At 69.0% G+C, this 16,814-nt stretch carries 12 protein-coding genes; 3 read left to right on the top strand and 9 right to left on the bottom strand.

The genetic code is table 11. From position 1 onward, the window contains the following. The first annotated feature begins 17 nt into the window (after window positions 1-17). Window positions 18-353 (top strand): ArsR/SmtB family transcription factor, encoded by a 336-nt coding sequence (locus tag BM349_RS15000; RefSeq protein ID WP_091707834.1) that lies wholly within the window; start codon window positions 18-20, stop codon window positions 351-353. Further along, a complete protein-coding gene (locus BM349_RS14995) occupies window positions 350-814 on the top strand; it encodes an SRPBCC family protein (protein WP_091707832.1) in 465 nt (154 codons plus the stop codon). The genes BM349_RS15000 and BM349_RS14995 overlap by 4 nt, the downstream gene beginning before the upstream one ends. Before the next feature lie 65 nt (window positions 815-879). Here the strand turns inward: BM349_RS14995 and BM349_RS14990 are convergent, their stop codons facing one another. From BM349_RS14990 to BM349_RS14950, 9 genes are all read right to left on the bottom strand, one after another. Next, window positions 880-2,625, bottom strand: a complete 1,746-nt coding sequence (locus BM349_RS14990) for a DUF5605 domain-containing protein (RefSeq protein WP_091707830.1) — start codon at window positions 2,623-2,625, stop codon at window positions 880-882. A 2-nt stretch (window positions 2,626-2,627) separates the two neighbouring features. Then, window positions 2,628-5,441: an alpha-L-rhamnosidase gene (locus BM349_RS14985; RefSeq protein ID WP_091707827.1), complete on the bottom strand. Its 2,814-nt coding sequence runs from the start codon at window positions 5,439-5,441 to the stop codon at window positions 2,628-2,630. Further along, window positions 5,438-6,952: a glycoside hydrolase family 43 protein gene (locus BM349_RS14980; protein WP_091707824.1), complete on the bottom strand. Its 1,515-nt coding sequence runs from the start codon at window positions 6,950-6,952 to the stop codon at window positions 5,438-5,440. The genes BM349_RS14985 and BM349_RS14980 overlap by 4 nt, the downstream gene beginning before the upstream one ends. Window positions 6,953-6,981: 29 nt before the next feature. Continuing rightward, entirely contained in the window at window positions 6,982-8,115 is a 1,134-nt protein-coding gene (locus tag BM349_RS14975) for a serine hydrolase domain-containing protein (protein ID WP_254773928.1), read from the bottom strand. After that, entirely contained in the window at window positions 8,112-10,403 is a 2,292-nt protein-coding gene (locus BM349_RS14970) for a beta-glucosidase (RefSeq protein ID WP_254774009.1), read from the bottom strand. Before BM349_RS14970 ends, BM349_RS14975 begins: the two co-directional genes overlap by 4 nt. A gap of 211 nt (window positions 10,404-10,614) precedes the next feature. Then, complete coding sequence (locus BM349_RS14965; RefSeq protein ID WP_091707819.1) at window positions 10,615-11,457, bottom strand: ATP-binding cassette domain-containing protein; 843 nt, start codon at window positions 11,455-11,457, stop codon at window positions 10,615-10,617. Further along, a complete protein-coding gene (locus tag BM349_RS14960) occupies window positions 11,454-13,325 on the bottom strand; it encodes a dipeptide/oligopeptide/nickel ABC transporter permease/ATP-binding protein (protein WP_091707816.1) in 1,872 nt (623 codons plus the stop codon). Before BM349_RS14960 ends, BM349_RS14965 begins: the two co-directional genes overlap by 4 nt. Beyond that, a complete protein-coding gene (locus BM349_RS14955; protein WP_091707814.1) occupies window positions 13,322-14,263 on the bottom strand; it encodes an ABC transporter permease in 942 nt (313 codons plus the stop codon). Before BM349_RS14955 ends, BM349_RS14960 begins: the two co-directional genes overlap by 4 nt. Before the next feature lie 87 nt (window positions 14,264-14,350). Next, window positions 14,351-15,883 (bottom strand): ABC transporter substrate-binding protein, encoded by a 1,533-nt coding sequence (locus tag BM349_RS14950; protein WP_091709386.1) that lies wholly within the window; start codon window positions 15,881-15,883, stop codon window positions 14,351-14,353. A 211-nt stretch (window positions 15,884-16,094) separates the two neighbouring features. Here BM349_RS14950 and BM349_RS14945 point away from each other — a divergent pair, with 211 nt between their 5' ends. Next, entirely contained in the window at window positions 16,095-16,814 is a 720-nt protein-coding gene (locus BM349_RS14945) for a TetR/AcrR family transcriptional regulator (protein ID WP_254773926.1), read from the top strand.

The raw sequence follows: 16,814 nt of genomic DNA, 5'->3' as shown, positions 1-16,814 counted from the left end.
TGCGTACAGTGAACCACATGGTTCAACATGCTGTGCTCGACAGGACGTTCGCGGCGCTCGCCGACGCCACTCGGCGAGACATCCTCGCCCGTCTCGGTGAGGGCCCGGCGACGGTGTCGCAGCTGGCGGAGCCTGCCGAGATCACCGTCACCGGCATGGCAAAGCACATCAGGGTGCTCGAAGAGGCCGGACTCGTCACGACCGAGAAGGTCGGCCGCACGCGGCAGTGCCGGCTCGGCACCGAGCGATTGGACGAGGCGATGGCATGGATCAGCTTCTATCAGCGGCTCTGGGAGCGTCGACTCGACGGACTCGAAGCCTTCTTCACCCTCCGGAAAGGAGACGAGAAATGACCGAGACAGTCACTCCCCTCGAGCTGCGGATCACCCGCGTGCTGCCCGCCACCCCCGACGAGGTGTTCGACGCGTACACCGACGCCGAGAAGCAGAAGATCTGGTTCTCGATCTTCGATGAGCGCCCCGGCATCGTCGAGATCGACGTCGACCTTCGGGTCGGAGGCACCCAGACCGCGGTGTGGGGGCCGGATGCCGACAATCTCTTCCGCGAGACGCAGACCTTCCTCGAGATCGACCGGCCGCACCGGCTCGTCACCGAGTCGACCGGCAGCACACCTGACGGCATGACGATGACCACGCGCATCGAGATCACCTTCGCACCGCACGAGGACGACCGCACCATGATGACGATCGTGCAGTCCGGATTCCCGGTGCCGGAGATCCGCGATTTCTTCGTCGACGAGGTCTGGAACGGCGCGCTCGCGCGCATCACCGCGTTCCTCGAGCGCACGGAGTGAGCGAGCCAGCCCGTCCAGGCCCCGAGCCCGGCTCGAGCGCCTCCGCGGACCGCGGGATGCCGCGGTCAGGCCGCCACGCGGCGAGCACGCACTGCCATGAACTGCTGGGCCGGCAGGTCCACGCGGACCAGGCCGGAATGCACTCCCGGCAGGGTGTCGACGGTCATCGCCCACGTGTCGATCACGTCCACCTCGAACGATCCGTCCGGCAGCACGACGTTGCGGAACCGCGGCCGGTTGAACCCGAAGTAGAGGATTACGTACTCGCCCGCGACGCCGCCGAACGGCACGTCCCAATCCGACGGCAGCGGGTCGATCACGCCGGTCGGCGACTCGCCGATGATCCGATCGAGGAACGCCATCCTCGCCGGGCTGTCGCCGACGAGCTCGCCGCCCTTGGACCACCACAGCTCGTGCGCGTCATTGAGGTACGTCTCGCCGTGAGCGACGTATCCGCCGCGTACCGCCCCCTCCCAGCAGCGCCGGACGAGCTCCTCGCCGGTGAGGTTCCCCCACCCCTGGTCGATGTCTCCCTCGTAGCCGCACTCGTCGATCACGATGGGCTTATTCCACTGCACGCGCCAATGATCGGTGTTCTCGGCGGTGCGGTACACGTCGACCCGCTGCACGCTCGCGTGCGTGATCCACGGCCGCGTCTGGTCGTAGAACGGCCGGCAGTTGTGAATCGAGGTGAGATGCCCGTGCGGATCCTCCTCCCCGATGATCTCGGCGATCCGCTCCCAGTCCTCTTCGGACTTCGCCCACAGTAGGTCGTACTCGTTCGCCAGCGCCCACCACACGTTCGCGTAGGCGGCCAGGCGACGCACCACGTAGCGGAGTGCGCGTTCGTCGACCGCGCGGCCCAGGTCGGCGAAGCCCCAGCGGTCGTACGCGTGGAACAGGATCAGGTCCGCCTCGATCCCCAGGTCGCCGAGCTGCGCGATCCGCTGCTCGACGCGACGGAAGTGCACGGTGTCGAAGCGCTCGAGGTCGAACCCCTCTGCCAGCGACCCGACGAAGGGGAAGTCCTCCGGCTCGTTCTCGTTGTACAGGTACGACTTGGGGAAGATGCACATCCGCATCTTGGTGAACCCGGAGCCCTCGAGCGTGCGCAGGGTCCGCTCCTGCAGCTCCTCGGACTGGTGCGTCCACGCGTAGGCAGTCGTTCCGACCGGCCGGTAGCGCGTGCCGTCCGCATGGGCGAAGTGGAAGCCGTCGGCGTGCACCGGACCATGCGTGCCGGGCGCGGGCGCGGTCACGACGACCTCGCCCGCGATCCCGTCGAGCGAGCGAGCGGTGGATGAGGTCGTGAACGTCCACGTGCCCTCCTCCTCGGCAAGGAGTCGCAGAACGTACTGCCCGTCACCGTCGTAGAAGCCGCCGACGCCCAGCGTGCGGGATCCGTTCGTGAAGGAGGCCGAGAACTCGACGTCGACGAAGGGGTTGCCGTGACTCGGACCGGCGAACCGGACCTCGACGACGCCCCATCGCGGGGTCGCACCCGGAAGGGTCACCGCAGCCGAGCCTCGCGGGACATCCGCACTCTCGAACTCGGGATGCGGCTCGATCGCGGGCGCATACGGCGCGCGACCCGGTCCGCCCTCGTCCACCTCGGCCAGCGCTGTCCAGAATCGCTCACGGTCGACCGACTCCGCCAGCCCGGGCACGAGATTGACAAGCTGTCCGAGGCGCACCTCGCGGAACTGCGATGCCATCGGGGACGCCGCGACGCCCGGGAGGAAGACCTCGAGCACCGACCGGGCTGCGGGACTGTCGAGTGCCTCGCCGAACGTGGAACTGCGATCGAACATGTCTAGCCTTCCGAGATTGCCGCGAGCGCCTCTTCGACGTACTCGAGCAGTGAGTGGGGGGTGAACATCAGCGACTGTCGCACCGTCCGCCCATGCGCCCAGACCGTTTCGCGGCGGACTTCATCCGCCTTGGCCGGATCGTGCTGCTCGATCGCGTCGATCAGCGCCCGGTAGGCACGCGGATCGTCGATCACCGCCGCCGTCGACGAGTCGAGGTGGAAGGGGCCGGCGAACGGCCGGGGCGCGCGGTCGGCGGACGTCCACTCGTGGCTGCCCGATCCGACCTCGAACACCTCGCCCCCGGGAAGGTCGACGACGGCTGTGGTGTTCGGCGGCACGTCGGCCGAGACCACGATCGACGAGCCCTCACGGCGCCAGGCAACGGTCGCCGGCCCGTACGGGGTGACGTGGGACGCCGAGGCCCTGGCGAGTTCGCGAAGCGGCCGGGGCGCGATGCGGATGCGGCGGTAGCCGGGCTCGTCGGGTGCGAGCCCGGCCACCGTACGGTGCAGCCAGTCCGCAACCGCACCCAGGGCGTAGTGGTTGAACGAGGTCATCTCGCCGGGGTTGACCGACCCGTCCTCGAGGAGGCTGTCCCAGCGCTCCCAGATCGTGGTGGCCCCCATCGTGACCGGGTACAGCCACGACGGGTTCTCGGTCTGCAGCAGCAGGCGGGCCGCCTCATCGAGGTAGCCCGCGTCGGCCAGCGCGTCGGTCACGAGGGGCGTGCCGACGAAGCCCGTCTGGATGCGGTAGCCGCCACCGCGGACGAGCTCGGCGAGGCGCTGCGCGAGCCGCTCCCGCACGGAGTCGCCGGTGACGAGGCCGAAGTTCAACGCGAGCGCGTAGGCGGTCGGGGCGTCCGACATCATGCGGCCGGCAGGCGTCACGTACTCGGCGACGAATGCGGCCCGGCTGGTCTCGGCCAGTGCCGCGTAGGTATCGGCATCCGCCGTCTCGCCCAGCAGCGAGGCGGTGTCCGCCACGATCCGCAGCGACCGGGCGAGGTAGGCGCTGGCGACGATGTCGGAGTCGACCTTCGCCTGCGCGGGCTTGTCGGGCGGGGCGGACGGGTCGAGCCAGTCGCCGAGCTGGAACGTGTGCGCCCACAGGCCGTCGGTCGAGACGCGGAGGACGGCCTCGACCCAGTCGCGCATGCTCGCGTACTGGTCGCGCAGGATGCCGCGATCGCCGAAGCGCTCGTGGATGACCCATGGGGTCACGGTGGCGGCATCCCCCCACGCCGCGACCGCGGCGGGACCGCCGAAGCCGGGGAGCGCGGCCGGGATCACGAGCGGCACGTTGCCGTCCTGATGGTGCTGCTCGAGCGCCAGATCGCGCAGCCAAGAGGCGAGGAAGCCCTCGCTGTCGTAGAGGAACGACGCCGTCGGCGAGAACACCTGGATGTCACCTGTCCACCCGAGGCGCTCGTCGCGCTGCGGGCAGTCGGTCGGGATCGAGAGGAAGTTGCCGCGCATGCCCCACACGACGTTCTCGTGCAGTCGGTCGAGCTGGGCGTGAGACGACGAGAACCACCCGGTGCGGGTCATGTCGGTGTGCAGCACGACCGCCTCGACGACGCCTGGGTCGAACTCCCCCGGCCAGCCGTCGACCTGCGCGTAGCGGAAGCCATGGAACGTGAAGCGCGACTCGAGGGTCTCGTCGCCGTCGCCGGCGAGCTCGAACACCGCGGTGGATGCCGAGTTGCGCAGCGGCCGGAGCGCGAGCTCGCCCTCGTCGAGCACTTCGGCATGGCGCACCGTGATGCGCGTGCCCGCCTGCCCGGCGACCCGCAGCCGCAGCCGCCCCACGAGATTCTGTCCGAAGTCGAGGATCAGCCCGCCCGTCGGCGAGGTGAGCACCTCTGCGACGGGCAGCGTCTGCGTGCGGCGTACGGGCGGGGCGATGCGCGCCTCGGGCACCGGCACGTTCTCGTAGCCGGGGCGGGCGGCGGCGCCCACGCGCACCGGCGTCCAGTGCGCGTCCTCGTAGCCGGTTGCCGACCATCCGGCATCAGTGCGGCGCAGATCCTGGTGCTCGCCCGCGTAGATCCCCGAGTCGACGACGGGTCCGTCGCCGTCGGCCCGCCAGTCGGGCCCGGTCGCGATCGTCTGTACGGCTCCGTCCGCGAACTCCAGCCGCAGCTGGGCGAGGAACGAGGGCTGATCGCCGTAGACGCGGTCGGCGAAGACGTAGAAACCGTACTTCTCGGTGTACCAGGCACCTGCGACGGTCGCACCGAGGACGTTCTCCCCGGGCCGCACGAGCGCGGTGACATCGACAGTCTCGTGCACGAGGCGATCGCGATAGCTCGTCCAGCCGGGGGCGAGGACGTCGTCCGACACGGCGGCGCCGTTGACTTCGGGTTCGGCGACGCCGAGCGCCGTCCAGTACAGGGTCGCGCGGACGACCGGCGCATCGAGTGTGAACGCCGTGCGCACGCGGAACGGCTGCGCCTCGCGACTGGGCTGAGCCAACCCGACTGGCTGCGCGACCCAGTCGCCGTCGGCGAGGAAGCCGGCGGTCACCGTGAGCGGCGTGCTCCAGTCGGTGGACTCGCCGTCGACGGAGACGGCGCGCACCGAGACTTCGCGGCTGTCTCCCTGGGCGAGCGGCGCGAACGGCCACGCCACCAGGACGGAGTCGCGGCCGGCGAGCGCGACGGACTCATCGCCTGCGCGCAGTTCGGCGCGGGCCTGAACCCACCCGGCGGCATCGGTCGCGACGGTCCAGGTGAGGCGAGGGGTCGGGGTGGCGACGAGCGTCGTGTCGTCTCGGAGCTCTGCGCGGAGGGTGGCGATGCGGGGGGTGGTCACTCGTCGTTCCCTTCGGCGATCCAGGACTGAAACGATACATCGCCGGTCACGGCGTACAGCCCGATCACTCGTCCGGTGAAGGACTCGGTCGTCTCGGACGACAGGAAGCGCCCGTCGACTTCGCCGAGCTCGACCCGTTCTCCGTCGATCGTGGCGGCGAGGTGGAACACGTCGCTCGTGCTCACGAAGCCGATGCCGGCTTCCGGCTTGAGGGAATCGATGTGCAGATCCAGCACATCCCCGCTGTACGGCAGGGTCCACTCCTGGCGCAGGCCGCCGAGCACGGCACGTGCCGTGACGACACCCGCGCCGGCCTCGACCTCGACATGGAATCGCTCGTCGTAGCGCACCCCGATGCCGCCGACACCGGCCGAGGCATCCACGGTGACCGTGACGCGGTTGGTGAGGTGCTCCTGGCGACGTCCGAGGAAGACGGGGTGCGAGTCGTCGAGCGTCGAGCCGTCGCCGTGGAGCGTGAGCCACCCGGGTCGCGCGGCGGGATCGGCGATCTCGGCGATGGGCCGGCGGATCGCGAGCCACTCGCCGTCGAGGTCGCCGTCGGCCGAGAAGTCGACCTCGACGCGCGTGCCCGGTCGCGGGTTCAGCAGCACAGGGTCGATCGTCGGCCAGCCGTCGGCCTGCCAGTGGACGGGGCTGACGAACGTCTCGCGACCGAGGGCCGAGAACGCGCGCGTCATGCTGCGAGGGCGCACGCCGAGCATGATGCAGAACCACTCGCCGTCGGGGCCGACGACGAGGTCGCCGTGGCCGGTGTTCTGCACGGGTCGGATCGTCGAGCGGGCCGAGACCAGGGGGTTCTGCGGCGCGGTCTCGAATGGGCCCTCCGGACTCGCGCTGCGGGCGATGCTGATGCCGTGGCCTCGCTCGGTGCCGCCCTCGGCGATCATCAGGTACCAGGTGCCGTCCACCTCGTAGAGATGCGGGGCTTCGGGGAATTGTCCTCCCGTGCCCGACCACAGTGAGCGCGGCTCCTCGAGGGCGATGTGGTTCTCGAGGTCGACCTTCACCTGCAGGATGCCCAGATGCGTGCCGATGCCGGGGCCGTCCAGGATCAGCCCCGAGTACGTCACGTACGCGTTGCCGGCCGCATCCCACGCGATGTCGGGGTCGATGCCGTTGACGCTGCCCGATCCGTCTACGCTCAGGATGAGGTCGCCGTCGCTCCAGGGTCCCGCGGCATCCGCGGCGGTGAAGTGCAGCATCCCGCGCCCCATGGCGATCGTGATCACGAGGTGGAACACGCCGTCGTGGTGCCGGATCGTCGGCGCCCAGACGCCGCCGGCGGTCGGAACGTCGGCGATGCCGAATGTCTCGGGCAGGGCGCCGACATGTCCGATGAGCTCCCAGGTCTCGAAGTCGCGAGAGCGGTGGATCGGGATGCCGGGCAGGTACTCGAAACTCGAGGTGGCCAGGAACCACTCGTCGCCCACGCGGACGACGCTCGGGTCGGGGTGGAAGCCGTTCAGGACGGGGTTGAAGAGCGTGGTCATGAAAGCGGTTCCTTCGTCGTGGAGCGGGATCAGGAGGCGAACAGGGTGCCGAGGTCGGCGGCGAGCGCGACGGCGCGGGGGTCGCCGCCGCCGGGCCAGGGTCCTCGCGCGATCGTGTACGCGAACGCGACTCCGGTGTCGGGGTCGACGCTCGCGAACGCACCGGCCGCGCCGTCGTGCCCGAAGGCGCGGGGGCCGCCGAAGGCCATCGACGCCGTCGGCTTCTGGAAGACGATCGAGTGCGCGCGACCGGGCTGACCGAGCACCTCGTCGTAGCCCCGCACCTGCTGCTGGCCGATGATCTCGACGGTGTCGGCGCTCAGCACCGGGGCGGCGCCGTCGACCCCTGTGACGGTCGCGGCGAAGAGGCGAGCGAGTCCGCGAGCCGTGCCGGTCCCCGACCCTGCGGGATGGCCGAACCGCCAGCTGACCGGGTCGTTGGCGAAGTCGACGGGGGGTCCCGCCATCGTGAACACCACCGGACCCAGCGCCGAGCCGTAGATCGTGGAGCCGTCGGAGACCGGACGGATCATCGGGAGCACCGGTGCGAGGCGGTGCTCCTGGTCGCGGCGCAGCCCCAGATGGAAGTCGACCTCGAGCGGCGCGCGCAGCTCTCGTTCGTAGTACTCGCGCAGCGTCAGACCCGTGACTCGGAAGACGAGTTCCGTTGCGAGGTTGCCGATCGTGATCGCGTGATACCCGAATGCACTGCCCGGCTGCCAGAACGGTCGGCTCTGCGCGAGGCGCTCGGCGGCCGCATGATCGTCGAGCAGTTCGCCCCAGCTCAGCGACGGCGTCGCCTGAGGCAGACCCGCCTGATGCGACAGAAGCTGACGCACGGTCACGGCGTGCTTGCCCTTCACCGCGAATTCGGGCCAGTACTGCGCGACCGGCGCGTCGAGGTCGAGCAGACCCCGCTCGATCAGCAGGCCGACCGTGAGCCCGATCGTGTTCTTGGTGACCGAGAACGGCACCATCACGGAGTCGGACTCGAGGTGCGGACCCCCCACGGCATCGAGCACGAGCGCGCCGTCGTGGTAGGCGGCGACCTGGAAGGAAAGGTCGGGGTCGCCTCCGAGCATGTCGTCCAGTCGCTCGACGATCCGCGCGAGGCGATCGTCGGCGACCCCGGCGGCGAGGCCGGACAGCGGACTGAGGCTCAAGCGTCCACCGTCCATCCCACGTCGAGGGGCAGGTCTGCCACCGATGCGCCGGCTCGGAGCGTGTACGCGCCCGGCTCCACCACCCATTCGCCGTCCCAGTGCGCCAGCCTCCGGGCCGGGACGGGGATCGAGACCTCGACGGTCTCGCCCGCTTCCGCGCGGACCGCCGCGAATCCGACGAGCCAGCGCACCGGCCGCTCGACGGACGAATCGGCGCGCTCGGCGTAGACCTGGACGACCTGCTTGCCCGCTCGGTCGCCCGTATTCGTCACCGTCACCGTGACGGCATAGCCGTCGGCGTCGGCGACGGCCGAGTCCCACGACCACTGCGTGTAGCCCAGGCCGTGTCCGAAGGCGAAGGCGGGGGCCGTGCCGGCGTTCAGCCACGCGCGGTAGCCGATGTGGATGCCCTCGTCGTAGGTGAGCACGCCGTCGGCAGGCGTCACATCCGTGACCGGCACGTCGCCGAGCGCTTCCGGCCACGTCGTGGGCAGCCGGCCGCCGGGCTCGTTCACGCCGGTGAGGATGTCTGCCATCGCCGTGCCGAACTCCTGGCCGCCGAAGTAGCCGAGCACGATCGCGGCGACCTCGTCCGCCCACGGCAGCGCCACCGGCGAGCCGGCGTTGACGATCACGATGGTGCGGGGGTTGGCCGCGGCGACCGCGCGCACCAGGTCGTCCTGCCGACCAGGCAGGTCGAGGTCCTCGCGGTCGTATCCCTCGGACTCCACCTTCGAGTTGGTGCCGACCACCACGACGGCGATCTCGGATGCCGCGGCCGCGGCAGCGGCGGCGGCGATGAGTCCGTCGGGGTCGGAATCATCGGGCGCGATGCCGAGCGTCGCGCTGAGCACTCCGACCAGGGGCGAGTCGACGCCGCCGAGGGTGAACTCTGCACGGATGTCGATCGGCTCCCCCGCGGTCGCCTCGATGGCGGCCGTGAGCGACGGCGGGTTCAGGAACGCGGCACCGAGATCGGTGCCTTCGATCACGGGCTTGTCATCGACGACCAGCTCGCCGTCCACGAAGAGGCGGCCGTGGTTCGCGCCGGCGAAGCCGAGGAGGATCGTGCCGGTCTCCTCCGGCGTGTACGTGGTGTGCAGCACCAGGCGGTCCGCCGTGGCGACCGGCGCATCGCCGCCGAACCACACGAGCGCACTGGAGCGCCGGTCCTCGCTGAACAGCTCGGCGCCGTCCGCATCGACGAACGTGGAGGTCAGTCCGGGCCGACCGGTGCGCGGATTGGTCATGTGCTCGAGCGGGAGTGGGGCGACCCCGTCCTGCACGACGGCGCCGAGCGAATACGACACCTCGGCGCCGGGCACCGCGTGACGGATCGCGTCCAGCGGGGAGATCACACGCTCGGGGAGCACGGTCGCACTTCCACCGCCCTGGGTGCGGGCTTCGCGGGCGTTGTGGCCGATCATCGCGATGCTCGCGACCGACGCGGCGGCGAGGGGCAGCAGCCCGTCGTTGCTGAGCAGCACGGCCCCCTCGACGGCGGCCTCGTGGGCGAGGGCCACGCCGTCGATCGGGCTGGGGGTCTGCGCGACCGAGTCGCCCAGCGCTCCGACCCGCTCGGCCAGCAGCAGCAGCCGCAGCACCTTGCGATCGATGTCCGCTTCCTGCACGCGCCCGTCACGGACCGCGTCGACGAGCTCCGACCATGCCGGCGCCGGGCCGGGCATCGCAAGGTCCTGCGCGGCAGGGATCGAGCCGAGGCTGCGCACGGCGGTCCAGTCCGAGATCACGACGCCGTCGAAGCCCCACTCCGAGTTCAGCGGGTCTTCGAGCAGGTCGTTCTCGGTCATCGTCACGCCGTCGACCGCGTTGTACGCGCTCATGAGCGCCCAGGCGCCGGCATCCACCGCCCGCTCGAACGGGGCGAGATACAGCTCGCGGAGCGCACGGTCGGTCGGTCGGACATCGACCGTGAACCGGTCGGTCTCGGAGTCGTTGGCGACGTAGTGCTTCGGGGTCGCCGCGACTCCGTTGTCCTGCAGTCCGCCGACGTATGCGGCGGCGAGCTCCGCGCTCAGCTCGGGATCCTCGCTGAAGCACTCGAAGTGACGGCCGCCCAGCGGGGAGCGGTGCAGGTTGATCGTCGGGCCGAGGACGACGTCGACATCCTTGCGACGCGCCTCGGATGCCGCGGCCGCGCCGTACCGGTAGGCGAGCTCGACGTCCCATGACGCACCGAGGGCGGAACCGGACGGCAGGTTCAGCGACGGCTCGCGCTCATCCCACCGGGGACCCCGCACGCCCGCGGGCCCGTCGGAGAGGGTCATCGCACGAAGCCCGATCGAGGGCAGCGGGACCGTCGTCCAGAAGTCGGCGCCCTGGATGAGCGAGACCTTCTCCTCGAGGGTCAGCGTCGCCAGCAGCGGCTGGAGGTGGTCGGTTGCAGAGGTCAACGGAAGAGCCCTTCGTGAGCGTGGCAGAGTGACCGGCGGCAGTGCCGTCGGGAGGTTCGATCGATGCGGATGCGTCAGCGGTGCGTCAGGCTGCGGTGCTTTCGGCGTCCAGGAGCGCACGCCGCTCGATGCGGCGCACCTCCTGCTTGTCGGGGTCGGGCACCGGGGAGGCCATGAACAGCCGCTGGGTGTACGGGTGGACCGGGCGCGAGGTCACCTGGTCGCCGTCGCCGTTCTCGACGATCTCCCCGCGGTACATCACGGCCACGCGGTGGCTGATGTGGCGCACGACGGCGAGGTCGTGGGTGATGAACAGGTATGCGACACCGGTACGCTCCTGGATCTCGATGAACAGGTCCAGGACGCGCTCCTGCGTCGACAGGTCCAGTGCCGAAACGGGCTCGTCGCAGACGATCAGCTTCGGGTCCAGGGCGAGCGCTCGCGCGATCGCGATGCGCTGGCGCTGCCCGCCCGAGAACTCTCGGGGAAGGCGGCTGCGGGCGTCGGCGGGGAGCCCGACCTGATCCAGCAGTTCACGCACCCGGGCCTTGGCGGTCGCGCCGGCAACGCCGCGCGCCTGGAGCGGCTCGGCGAGGATCTGCTCGATCGTCAAGGACGGATTCAGCGACGAGTACGGGTCCTGGAACACGACCTGGATCTCGGAGCTGAGCGCGCGGCGCTCCCTGCGGTGCAGGTGGCTGATGTCCTTGCCGGCGTAGGTGATCTTCCCGTCGGTGACGGGGGCGAGGCCCAGCACCGCGCGACCGAGTGTCGTCTTGCCCGAGCCGGACTCGCCGACCAGGCCGAGGGTCTCGCCGGGCTTGATGTCGATCGAGACCCCCTTCAGGGCCTGGAACGGCTTGGCACGGAAGCCCTTGCCGGGGTACTCGACGACGAGGTCGTCGACGGTCAGCAGCGATTCGGTCATGACAGACCTCCCTTGGTTGCGGCGCCGACCAGCGGCGGGCGTGCGGGGCCCTCATCGAGTATCGACGCGAGCAGCGACTTCGTGTACGGGTGCTCGGGGCGCTGGAAGATCGCCCGCACCGGACCGGTCTCGACGAACAGACCGGACTGCATGACGGTGACCCGATCGCACAGGTCGGCGACGACGCCGAAGTTGTGCGTCACCAGGAGCATCGCCATGTGGCGCTCCGCCTGCAGGTCGCGAAGCAGATCGAGCACCTCTGCCTGCACCGTGACATCGAGCGCGGTTGTGGGCTCGTCGGCGATGATCAGGTCGGGGTCGGTCGAGACCGCCCCCGCGATCAGCACGCGCTGTGCCATACCGCCCGAGACCTCGAACGGGTACGCCTTGAACGTGCGAACCGGGTTCGGGATGCCGACCCGCTCCAGCAGCGAAAGAGCCTTGTCGCGCGCTTCCGCCTTGCTCATGCCCAGCCCGACGCGTAGCGGTTCAGTGAGCTGACTGCCGATCGTGAACGACGGGTCGAGGTTGCTCATCGGCTCCTGGGGAATGTACGAGATCCGCTTGCCGCGGATGCCGCGGTAGTCGGCCTCGGACCCGCCCTCCAGGCGGATGCCTTCGTAGTCGATGGTGCCGCCGGTGACACTGCCGCCCTTGGGCAGCAGGCCGAGCACGGCGAACGCGGTCTGCGACTTGCCCGAACCGGACTCGCCGATCAGGCCGTGGACCTCGCCCTTGCGGATGTCGAGCGAAACTCCGTGCACGACCTCGAGCGTCGACCCGTCGCTCTGGCCGTAGCCGACGCGCAGATCCTTCACGCTGAGCACGACCTCGACCGAGCGGGCAGATGCCTGCTCGTCGTCGTCATGCCGGATCGGCTCACCTTCGAGGGTGACGATGTCGACGTCGTCGCCGAGGTCGGCGACGCTGGTGGCCATGGTGACAGCGGCGACCGAGCCGGTGCGGGTGGTCACCGCGCGGCGGCGCTTGCGACGCACGACGACCGTGCGCTCGAGCACATCTCGCATCGCATTCGCGAGCAGCATCAGCGCGATGCTCGTGAGGCCGATCGCGAGCGAGGGCCACAGCATGAGGAGCGGCGCCTGGTAGATCTTCGAGAACGCGTCATTCAGCATCCCACCCCAGGTGGGTACGGAGGTGTCACCGAGACCCAGGAATTCCAGCCCCGCCTGAATGCCGATCGCGATGATCGCCACAACCGCGGTCTGGATGATGACGGGAGCGCGGACGACCGACAGGATGTGACGGCCGACGATCCGCGCATCACCGAGACCGGAAACCCGGGCGGCATCGACGTAGAGCTCGGATCTGGTGGCTGTGACCATCGTGTAGACGAGCCGGAAATAGGCCGGAGTGAGCAGGATGCCCACGATCACCATGGCGTACCAGACCGATGGGCCGATGACGGTGCGAGCGGCCAGAAGCACGACCATGCCGGGCAGTGCCATCACCAGAGTGATGAACCACGACGACACGTTGTCGAACCAACCCTGGTAGTAGCCGGCGAGCAAGCCCGATCCGACACCCAGGATGAGAGAGACCATCACGGCCAGGATCGCCGCCGCCACGCTCACGCGCGTCGCAAAGAGCAGCCGGGACAGGACGTCGCGGCCGGCACTGTCACCGCCGAGCAGATGCTCGGGGCTGGGCGGCGCGAGGATCAGCTGCAGCGACGCGAGGTTCGGGTCGTATGGGGCGATCAACGGACCGAAGATAGCGATCAACAGCACGAACGCGAGAAAGAGCAGGGAGATGACGGCGAGCGGGCGACGCATCAGTCTGCGGAAGAGGTGATCCGCACGCACCGCCTTGGTGGGGATGCTGGTGGGGACTTCGACAGCGGTCATGACAGTCTCACCTTCGGGTTGAGCGCAGCCTGCGCGAGGTCGATGACAAGGTTGACGACGATCGCGATGATGGCGGTGACCACCACGATTCCCATCACGATCGGGATGTCGCCGGCCAAGGTGGCCGTGACGGTCAGCGACCCGAGGCCGGGGAGAGCGAAGATCGTCTCGACGATCACCGCACCGCTGATCATTCCGATGAACTGGACGGCGAGCAGGGCGAGCGCAGGGCCGCCGGCGTTGCGCAGCACGTGCTTGTACACCGTGCGGTTCGAGCTCAGCCCGCGACTGCGGAGCGTGCGCACGTAGTCCCGCGAGAGGCCGTCGATGACGGACCCCCGCACCTGCTGCGAGATCGTCGCGATGCCGCCGATCGACAGGGCGATGATCGGCAGCGTGACGCTGCTGAGCCAGCCCGTGAACGACGTCGTGAGCGGTATGTAGCCGGTCGCCTTGAACCACCCCAGGTTGATCGCGAAGATCAGCACGAGGAACAGCGCGATCAGGAATCCGGGGATCGCGAACCCGATGATCGAGATGAGCTGAACGGTTCCGTCGATGGCGCCGCCTCGACGGGCGGCGAGGATGCCGAGGATCACCGAGAAGATCGCCGTCACGATGATCGCCCCGACGACCAGGGAGAGGGTCACCGCCAGTCGGCTCGAGAGTTGGACGGTGACGAGCTGACCGTTGAACCAGGAGCGACCGAGGTCGCCGGTCACGGCGGAGCTGAGCCAGTCGCCGAACTGCACGATCAATGGGCGGTCGAGGCCGAGCTCCGCCGACTTCTGAGCGACGAGCTCTTCACTGGCGTTCTGGCCGAGGATGGTGCGGGCGATGTTGCCGCTGCCGAGATACAGCAGCGTGAAGGCGAGGACCGTGATCACGACGATCAAGATCAGGCCCGACAGCAAGCGGCGCAGGATGAATGTGAGCATGGCTCCACTCCTGTGTAGAGGAATACCGGATGGTGCGAGGTGTGTGGGGTCCGGCCCGCCCGATCGCTCGGGCGGGCCGGTGGGCGACTACTGCTTCGGCTGGAAGTCGTAGATCGCGGGGTAGGCGTTCGTCGGGAGCATCTCGACGGTCGTGTTGGCGTCCGTCGCGACGCTGCCCTGCACACGGTAGAACGGGGCGAACCACGCCTGCTCGACGATGTACGTGTTGAGCTCCTTGGCCACCGAGGCCTGGGTGGCCTCGTCGCCGTACTGGATCTCCTTGATGTACTCGTCGACCTGCGGGTCCTGGTACTTGAACGGGTTGAACACCGCGTTCGGTGCGATCATGAACTGGATCAGCTGCCAATCGGGGTTCTGCTCGAGTGCCATGAACGTGGCCGGGTACTTCGGTGCCAGCATGTCGGCGATGAAGTTTCCGACCGGGACGTCTGTCGCCTCGACCGTGATCCCGACGTCGGCGAGCTGCTGCGCGACCAGGGTGTAGGTCGTCGCGCTGAGGACCGAAACGGTCGGCATGCTGATCGACAGCCCGTCGGGGTAGCCCGCCTCGGCGAGCAGCTCCTTGGCCTTCTCCGGGTCGTAGTCGTAGTAGCTGTCCAGCTCGGGGTCGTAGGCATCCGATGTCGCCGGGAACACCTGAGTGGTCACGGTGCCGTGGTCGGTCTGCAGCGCGGTGAGCAGACCGTCGCGGTCGAACGCGTAGTTGATCGCCTGGCGAACCTTGACGTCGGCGAGCGCGGGATCCATCGTTCCTGCACGGTCGAGCAGGAGGAGACCCTGGAAGTCGAGCTCGTTGGCGTTCACCGTCCAGCCGGCCGCCTCGACCTCGGTCAGCGCGTCGTTGTTCGCGAGCTTGACGCCGTTGGCCTCGCCTGCCTTGATCGCGTTGAGTGCCGCGGTCGGATCGCTGAGCACGTTGATCACGAGGTTGTCGTAGTACTGCACATCGGGATTCCAGTAGTCCGGGTTCTTGGTGTACGAGTACGTGGTTCCGGTGACTGTCGCCGCGGTGTCCAGGATGTAGGGCCCGGAGCCGACGGGGTTGGTTGCGGCGTCCGCGCTGTCGAGGGATGCCTCGGCGCCGACCAGACCCGGGTCGCGGGTGAGGTAGTTGAGCATTGCGGGGTCAGGTGCGCTGAGGGTGATCACGACGGTCGTGTCATCCGGGGCCTCGAAGCTCGCGACACCGGCGAAGTAGCCGGCGTCTGGTGAGGTGCCGTCCTTGAAGCGCTGCAGGTTCTTCGCGACGACATCGGCGGTGAGCTTCGAGCCGTCGCTGAACGTGACATCATCACGCAGCGTCAGCGTCAGCACAGTGTTGTCGTCGTTGTACGACCACTCGGTCGCGAGCCATGGCTCGATCGTTCCCTCGGGGGTGGCGAGGAGGAGCGTGTCGAACACCGCCTGGTAGAAGGGCGACAGGTTTCCCCACTGCGAACCCGCAGGGTCGAACGTCGTCGGGGCACCGATCGCGCCGAGCGTCAGCGTTCCCGCACCCTCGCCGCCTCCGTCAGTGCTTCCGCCGGCGCACGCCGTGACGGCCAGTGCGGTGGTGACGGCGATAGCCGCTGCTGCCGCGGCCTTCTTCCATCGGATCATCTTCGAGTCCTCTTGGTAGGGGGCGATTCCACTGCGGATCACCTCGTAGACGAAACGGTAACATCAAATCCGAGTGACCGCTAGGTTTTTGGAATAAATTTCTAGCGATCGCTAGGTTTTTGTTACGGTTGCGCTGAGAATGGCTCAACGAGGGGCCCGAAGACGGGCCCATGGGATGACCGAAGAAGGTCGAGAGGATACGGTGAACACTGTGACCCAGACCCCGTCACCAGTGCGCGCGCGGAAGCCGCGCGGGGAATACGCGAAGACGAGCGCGAAGCGCACGGCGATCCTCGACGCTGCGCTCGAGGTGTTCGCCGAGTCCGGCTACCGGGCCGGGTCGCTGCGCGATGTCGCGCAGAAGGTGGGCATGAGCGAAGCCGGACTCCTGCACCACTTCCCCAACAAGAGCGCCCTGCTGGCGGCCGTGCTCGATCGCCGCGATCAGCACTCCCTGGAGTTCGTCCCGTTCGGCGACCCGGACGGCGCGGTTGCGCTTCGCGGCCTGGTGGAGCTCGCCACCTACAACGCCTCGGTGCCCGGAGTCGTCGAGCTGTACTGCGTGCTGTCCGCCGAGGCCACGGCACCCGACCACCCCGCACATGAGTACTTCATCGGGCGCTACGAGTACACCCGGGGCAGCCTGCGGACTGCGTTCGAATCGCTCGAGCGGGACGGGCGGCTCATGGCCGGAGTCACGCCTCAGCGCGCCGCGGTCGCCACGATCGCGATGATGGACGGCCTGCAGGTGCAGTGGCTGCTCGATCGCGAGGTGATCGACATGGCCGAGGAGCTGAAGCGGTTCTTCGGCGCGTTCGCCGACGTCGACTTCAGCGACCTCCGAGTGCTCACCGACGCTCCGCCGCCGGATGCGGCTGCGGCGGCTGCGGCGGCCGCGGGCGCGGGCGACGGCGAGGAGAAGGCCTCCTGA

Origin of the sequence: Microbacterium sp. cf046 (assembly GCF_900114345.1) — a bacterium.
In the GTDB taxonomy this organism is placed as follows: domain Bacteria; phylum Actinomycetota; class Actinomycetes; order Actinomycetales; family Microbacteriaceae; genus Microbacterium.
The sequence above is the reverse complement of the archived record's forward strand: the minus strand, read 5'-3'. Positions and strand labels throughout refer to the sequence as shown.

Bases quoted from the DNA above. Each gene is read 5' to 3' on its own strand.
- BM349_RS15000 (WP_091707834.1), top strand. From the start codon at position 18: ATGGTTCAACATGCTGTGCTCGACAGGACGTTCGCGGCGCTCGCCGAC.
- BM349_RS14995 (WP_091707832.1), top strand. From the start codon at position 350: ATGACCGAGACAGTCACTCCCCTCGAGCTGCGGATCACCCGCGTGCTG.
- BM349_RS14990 (WP_091707830.1), bottom strand. From the start codon at position 2,625: ATGTTCGATCGCAGTTCCACGTTCGGCGAGGCACTCGACAGTCCCGCA.
- BM349_RS14980 (WP_091707824.1), bottom strand. From the start codon at position 6,952: ATGACCACGCTCTTCAACCCCGTCCTGAACGGCTTCCACCCCGACCCG.
- BM349_RS14970 (WP_254774009.1), bottom strand. From the start codon at position 10,403: ATGACCCTCTCCGACGGGCCCGCGGGCGTGCGGGGTCCCCGGTGGGAT.
- BM349_RS14965 (WP_091707819.1), bottom strand. From the start codon at position 11,457: ATGACCGAATCGCTGCTGACCGTCGACGACCTCGTCGTCGAGTACCCC.
- BM349_RS14960 (WP_091707816.1), bottom strand. From the start codon at position 13,325: ATGACCGCTGTCGAAGTCCCCACCAGCATCCCCACCAAGGCGGTGCGT.
- BM349_RS14955 (WP_091707814.1), bottom strand. From the start codon at position 14,263: ATGCTCACATTCATCCTGCGCCGCTTGCTGTCGGGCCTGATCTTGATC.
- BM349_RS14950 (WP_091709386.1), bottom strand. From the start codon at position 15,883: ATGATCCGATGGAAGAAGGCCGCGGCAGCAGCGGCTATCGCCGTCACC.